Raw genomic sequence first — 6010 nt, forward strand, 5'->3', positions numbered from 1 at the left:
AACACCATGTCGATGACGACGATCTGGGCGACGATGGCGGCGAAGGTCGTGGCCGCCGAAGCCGGCCGCTCATGGTCCCCGCCCTCGATCTCGATATGGATTTCCCGCGTCCCCTTCCACAACAGGAACAGACCGCCGGCCAAGAGGATCAGGTCGCGCCAGGAGACCGGGTGATCGAGCAGGAAGAAAAGCGGTTGGGTGAGCGCGATGATCCAGGTCAGCACCAGAAGTAGCGCGACGCGCATGATCAGCGCCAGCGACAGGCCGATGCGCCGCGCGGTCGTCGCCTGCGGCTCCTTGAGGCGGGAAACGAGCAAGGAGATGAATACGATATTGTCGATGCCGAGAACGATCTCCATCACCGTCAAGGTGACGAAGCTGATCCAGATTTGCGGCGAATAGATCAATTCGATCATCACGGCCCTTCCACTTGTTCGCGCCCGTTATTCGTGCAGGGGCGCACGCTCAGCGCAGGGCGGCGAGCGCGCCGGCCACGCGCGAGAGCCCCTCGCGCAGTTCCGCTTCGCTTGCCGCCGTCGAGATGCGGATGCAGCGGTCGTCGCCGAAGCCGGCCCCGGGTACGGTCGAGACCCGCGCCGCGTCCAGGAAATAGTCGGCCATTTCGGTCGAATCGGTGATCGTCCGCCCGTCGACGGTGCGGCCGAAATAGGCGCTGACGTCGGGAAAGGCGTAAAAAGCCCCGTCCGGACGGCTGACCCTGACATCCGGGACCTTGTGCAGGAGATCGAGCACCAGGTCGCGCCGCGCCTGGTAGGCGGCGCGCATGCGCTCGGTCGCAGCGCCGGCCCCGCGCAACGCAAAGGCTGCCGCAGCCTGGGCGAAGGGATTGGCGCCGCCGGTCAGCGTCGCCTGGATCTTGCGGAGCACCACCGAGACCGGCATCGGTGCCGCCGTATAGCCGATGCGCCAGCCGGTCATGGCAAAGGCCTTCGAGACGCCGTTGATGGTGACGGTGCGCGCCCAGGCGCCTGGAAGCGTCGCGACGCTCGCATGGCGGCCGGTAAAATCGATGCGCTCGTAGATCTCGTCGGACATGATCCACAACTGTGGATGGGCCAATGCCACGTCGATGAGACCGGCAAGCTCGGCGCGGGTATAGACGGCACCGGCCGGGTTGGAGGGCGAATTGAGCATGAGAAGCTTGGATTTCGGGGTCAGCGCGGCGGCAAGCGCCGCGGGCGTGAGCTTGAAGCCTTCCCTCACCCGCGTCTTGACGAAGACCGGGCGACCGCCGGAGAACTCGACCACGCTCGGATAGGCGGCCCAATAGGGCGCCGGGATGATGACCTCGTCGCCGGGCTCCAGGAACGCCATGCAGCAATTGGTGATCGCCTGCTTGGCGCCGTTGGCGACGACGATCTCGTCCGCGTCATACATGAGGCCGTTGTCGCGCCTGAGCTTTTCGGCGGCCGCCTGGCGCAGCTCGGCAATGCCGGCGATCGGCGAATATTTGGTCTGGCCGGCGTCGAGCGCCGCCTTGGCCGCGTCCTTGACCGCGTCCGGCGTGTCGAAATCGGGCTCGCCGATGGTCAGATTGACGATCTCGACGCCGGCCTGCCGCAGTTCGCGCACCTTGGCCGACATCCGCAGGGTGGCGGGCTCCGAAATCTCCCGCGCGCGCCGCGCGACGGCTGCAGGATGCTCGCCCGATTTGTGCTTCTTCCACGCGCTCATGGAAGGTTCGCTTTCGCCGTTGCAGATTGGCGCGCCTTATACGCGAGGGCGGCCGGCGATGAAACCGGAATGACGCAGGCTCTCCGCCGCGCTATAGGCAGAAACGATGGCGCGCATGGCGAAGCATCCAAGTTCGGGCGAGATCGTGACCGTCGGCGGCGGGCCGGCGGGGCTCGCGACCGCGCTCCTGATCGCCTCGGCGGGGGTGCCGGTGCGGCTGTTCGCGCCGCCCGCCGATCCCAACGACACCCGCACCACCGCGCTTCTGCGCGGCTCGGTCGAGGTGCTGAAGGCCGCGGGCGTATGGAACAAGCTCGCCGGCGACGCCGCGCCGCTCAACGTCATGCGCATCGTCGATGCGACCGGAAGGCTGTTGCGGGCGCCGGAGGTGACCTTCGATTGCAGGGAAATCGGCGGCGGTCCGTTCGGCTACAACGTCAAGAACGGCATCCTGGTCGCAGCCTTGGAGAACCGCGCCGCCGCCGTAACGAGCTTGAGCGTCGACCGGCGCAAGATTGCCGTCGTGACACCCGGCGAACAGGCGGTGCGCCTTGAGACCGAGGATGGCGCCGCCTTCTCGACGCCGCTCGTCGCCGCCGCGGACGGGCGCAATTCGCCGTGCCGGAAGGCCGCCGGGATCACCGCTTCGGAGGGCCGCTACGAGCAGATGGCGCTTGCCTTCAACATCGCCCACGAGATCGACCATGACAATGTCTCGACGGAGTTCCACACCGATTCCGGGCCGCTGACCTTCGTGCCCCTGCCCGGCCGCGCCTCGAGCATCGTCTGGGTGGTGCGGCCCGCCGAGGCGCGCCGGCTCATGGCCCTCGACGACGCCGCGCTCGCCGAGGAGCTGCGGCAAAGATCCTATGCCATTCTCGGCGACGTGCTTGCGGTCGGCCCGCGCGCGGCCTTTCCGATCAGCGTCCTTACGGTCAGCGCCATGGCGGCCCGGCGCATCGTGCTCATCGGCGAAGCCGGCCACGTGGTGCCGCCGATCGGCGCCCAGGGGCTCAATCTCGGCTTTCGCGACGCGGCGAACCTGGCCGAGCTTGTCGCCGACGCCTGGAGGGCCGGCAAGGACCCCGGCGACAAGGCGCTTCTCGAGACTTACGCGGGCCGGCGCCGCGCCGATGTGAAAGCCCGCACCACGGCCATCGATCTTCTGAACCGCTCCGTCCTCTCGGGCTTTCTGCCGCTGCAGGCGGCCCGCGGCGCCGGCCTTTATCTGTTGCAGCGGCTCGGCCCCTTGCGCCGCCTCATCATGGAGCTCGGCATCGAGGAGCCGGGAACCGCATCGCGGATCATGCGCGGCGAGCCGCTTTAGGACCGTTTGAGAAGCGCGTCATTATCGGCGCCGAGCGCGGGCGCGCTCCTGACGCGGTCCGGCGGCTCGCGGAACATGTCGGCGAGAGGCAGCGGCAGCGACGGCGATTGCGCGCCGGCCTCGTTGACGATCTTGCGGTCGAACAGGCCGCGGGCGCGGAAATGCGGGTTCTGAACCGCCTCTTCCAGGGTGGCGACGATGCAGCAGCAGCAATCCGCGTCGGCAAAAACGGTGCGCCAATGCTCGGCGTCCTTCTCGGCGATGCGACGGCGCACCGCCTCGATGCTCGCTTGGGGATCGGCATCATCGTCGCGGTAGCGTTCCTCGAGCCCGATCGCGGCGCAGAAATTCGCCCAGAAGTGATCCTCCAAGGCGCCCGCCGCCACGAAGCGCTTGTCCTTGGTCGGATAGACCTGGTAACGCGGCGAGCCGCCGCTCAGGCGCTCGGCCCCAGGCTTCGGCCAGATGCCGGTGGCGAGACCCTGCGTCACGCCCCAGCAGCTGAACAGGAACATGCCGTCGCACATGGCGATGTCGAGATGAGCGCCTTTTCCGCTGCGCTGCCGGCTGATGAGCGCGAGCAGGATGTTGATCACCGCGGGCAAGGTGCCGCCGCCGATATCGGCGACCGGTGGCGGCGGCAAGAGCCGCCGTTCGGCCGCTTCCGGCGGTATCGACAGGTGCCCGGCCTCGCTGACGAAATTGACGTCGTGACCGGCTTCCCGGGCCTTCGGTCCGCGCTGGCCATAGCCGGAGATCGAGCAATAGATCAGACGCGGGTTGATGGCCCGGCATCGTTCGTAGCCGAGGCCGAGTCGGTCCATGACGCCTGGCCGGAATTGTTCGAGAAGGATGTCGGCCTCGCCGATCAGCGGCTCGAGCGCCTTAAGCGCGCCGGGCGCCTTGAGGTCGAGGGCAAGGCTCCGCTTGCCGCGGTTGAGCAGCGCGAACATCGCGGACTCTTCGCCCCAGCGAGGCTCCCGGTGGCGCATATACTCGCCTTCCGGGCGTTCGATCTTGACGACCTCGGCGCCGGCCTCGACGAGGATGAGGCTCGCCAGCGGCCCCGGCACGAGGGTTGTGAAATCGAGGACTTTCAAGCCGGAAAGTGGTTGATCGGACAAGGTGAGCCTCCCTGAATCGCGACGGCGGTCGCCGGTCGGGTGACCGGCCGGACGCCGCCGCTGCACTAAGGAATTCCGCCGCTGAGGCAGGCCGCTCGGCATCGGGGATATCTGCATCCGGGCTGGTATTTCGGGTCGCGGTGCCGTAGACCGTTTGCCCAAAAGGGTCAACCGGCCATGGCGGTGGCCAGCCGGGCAATGAGCGAGGCAAGGATATGAGATTGCCGGCGAATTTCTATCGTCCGCTTGCCGTCGGCGCGCCGGCGCCCTATCGCGAGCTGCCGGTGCGGCTCGAGCGGATGATCCACTTCATGCCGCCCCATGTTGAAAAAATGCGCGCCAAAGTGCCGCAGCTCATCCGCGAGGTCGACACCCTGCTCGGCAACCTCGAGGATGCCGTCCCGGCCGACGAGAAGGTGGCCGCGCGCGCCGGCTTCATCGACATGGCGCGGAGCCACGATTTCGCCGACACCGGCCTGTGGACACGGGTCAACGCGCTCAACAGCCCATGGGCGCTCGACGACATCACGGAAATTGTCGCCGCGGTCGGCGACAAGCTCGACGTGATGATGCTGCCCAAGGTCGAGGGCCCCTGGGACATCCACTATCTCGACCAGCTTCTGGCCCAACTCGAAGCCAAGCACGATGTCTCCAAGCCGATCCTGATTCACGCCATCCTGGAGACCGCCGAAGGGGTGGCCAATGTCGAAAAGATCGCCACCGCCAGCCCGCGCATGCACGGCATGAGCCTGGGGCCGGCGGATCTCGCCGCCTCGCGGCGCATGAAGACGACCCGCATCGGCGGCGGCCATCCCGGCTACGGCATCCTTGCCGACGCCGCCGCGGATGGGGGCGACGGCAAGCGGGCTTTTTTCCAGCAGGATCTCTGGCATTACACTTTCGCCAAGATGGTCGACGCCTGCGCCAGTTGCGGCATAAAGCCGTTTTACGGGCCGTTCGGCGACTTCTCCGACCCGGCCGCCTGCGAGGCGCAATTCCGCAACGCTTTTCTGCACGGCTGCGTCGGCGCCTGGTCGCTGCACCCGACCCAGATCGACATCGCCAAGCGGGTATTCAGCCCCGATGCCGAGGAGGTCCGCTTCGCCAACCGCATATTGGAGGCGATGCCCGACGGGACGGGCGCGGCGATGATCGACGGAAAGATGCAGGACGATGCGACCTGGAAGCAGGCCAAGGTCATCGTCGACCTGGCGCGGCTCGTCGCCGCCAGGGACCCCGACAAGGCCGCCGATTACGGTCTTTGACGACAAATTGCGCCGTTGACACCGCGCCCGCACTCCTTTCTAAATCGTAAGGCTGGGGGTAGAGATAGGTGAATTCGCCGAATCAGCACTTGAGCGGTGGATTCAGTTAGGGGGCGTGGATGGGCATGACAAAGCCGCGCAGCGCGAAGTACCAGATCGGTCAGGTCGTCCGGCATCGGATCTATCCCTTCCGCGGCGTCGTCTTCGACGTCGATCCGACTTTCTCCAACACCGACGAGTGGTGGCAGTCGATCCCCGAGGAGATAAGGCCGGCCAAGAACCAGCCCTTCTATCACCTGTTCGCCGAGAACGAAGAGACCGAATATGTCGCCTATGTCTCGGAGCAGAACCTGTTGCCCGACACCTCCGGCGAGCCGGTCCGGCATCCGCAGGTTCCGGAGGTTTTCGGCGATCTGGAAGGTGGAATCTACCGCCGCCGCAACATTGCGACGCACTAACTAGAGCGGTTCATGGTTATAGGGAACCATTTGACCGGGATGATTTTGCGCCGGGGCCAGGCGCGGCTCGCCGGGGCGATGCGGTGCATCGGCCAACAGCCGCAACACCGCCACGGCGCAAAAGAACCCGGCCTTCGGTGG

The 6010-nt window shown here is 66.7% G+C and carries 6 protein-coding genes; 3 read left to right on the forward strand and 3 right to left on the reverse strand.

Features of this window, described 5'->3' with window-relative positions:
- Both Q8P46_14665 and Q8P46_14670 read right to left on the reverse strand, forming a co-directional pair.
- Positions 1-416: TerC family protein (locus Q8P46_14665; protein ID MDP2621389.1), on the reverse strand; the 416-nt coding region annotated here is incomplete at its 3' end.
- Positions 417-465: 49 nt separating this feature from the next.
- Positions 466-1695, reverse strand: a complete 1230-nt coding sequence (locus Q8P46_14670) for a pyridoxal phosphate-dependent aminotransferase (protein ID MDP2621390.1) — start codon at positions 1693-1695, stop codon at positions 466-468.
- A gap of 115 nt (positions 1696-1810) precedes the next feature.
- Between Q8P46_14670 and Q8P46_14675 the strand changes: the two genes are divergently transcribed.
- Entirely contained in the window at positions 1811-3022 is a 1212-nt protein-coding gene (locus tag Q8P46_14675) for a UbiH/UbiF family hydroxylase (protein MDP2621391.1), read from the forward strand.
- Here the strand turns inward: Q8P46_14675 and Q8P46_14680 are convergent.
- Complete coding sequence (locus Q8P46_14680; GenBank protein ID MDP2621392.1) at positions 3019-4146, reverse strand: CaiB/BaiF CoA-transferase family protein; 1128 nt, start codon at positions 4144-4146, stop codon at positions 3019-3021. The two genes, Q8P46_14675 and Q8P46_14680, sit on opposite strands and share 4 nt — an antisense overlap.
- Before the next feature lie 215 nt (positions 4147-4361).
- On the opposite strand from Q8P46_14680, the gene Q8P46_14685 reads away from it, so the two are divergent.
- Complete coding sequence (locus Q8P46_14685; GenBank protein ID MDP2621393.1) at positions 4362-5411, forward strand: CoA ester lyase; 1050 nt, start codon at positions 4362-4364, stop codon at positions 5409-5411.
- 125 nt (positions 5412-5536) lie between these two features.
- Entirely contained in the window at positions 5537-5869 is a 333-nt protein-coding gene (hspQ, locus tag Q8P46_14690) for a heat shock protein HspQ (protein MDP2621394.1), read from the forward strand.
- Positions 5870-6010: the final 141 nt, after the last annotated feature.

This window comes from Hyphomicrobiales bacterium, assembly GCA_030688605.1.
Classification (GTDB): domain Bacteria; phylum Pseudomonadota; class Alphaproteobacteria; order Rhizobiales; family NORP267; genus JAUYJB01.

Coding starts and splice junctions, on each gene's coding strand:
- Q8P46_14670 (MDP2621390.1), bottom strand. CDS start 1,695: ATGAGCGCGTGGAAGAAGCACAAATCGGGCGAGCATCCTGCAGCCGTC.
- Q8P46_14675 (MDP2621391.1), top strand. CDS start 1,811: ATGGCGAAGCATCCAAGTTCGGGCGAGATCGTGACCGTCGGCGGCGGG.
- Q8P46_14685 (MDP2621393.1), top strand. CDS start 4,362: ATGAGATTGCCGGCGAATTTCTATCGTCCGCTTGCCGTCGGCGCGCCG.
- hspQ (MDP2621394.1), top strand. CDS start 5,537: ATGACAAAGCCGCGCAGCGCGAAGTACCAGATCGGTCAGGTCGTCCGG.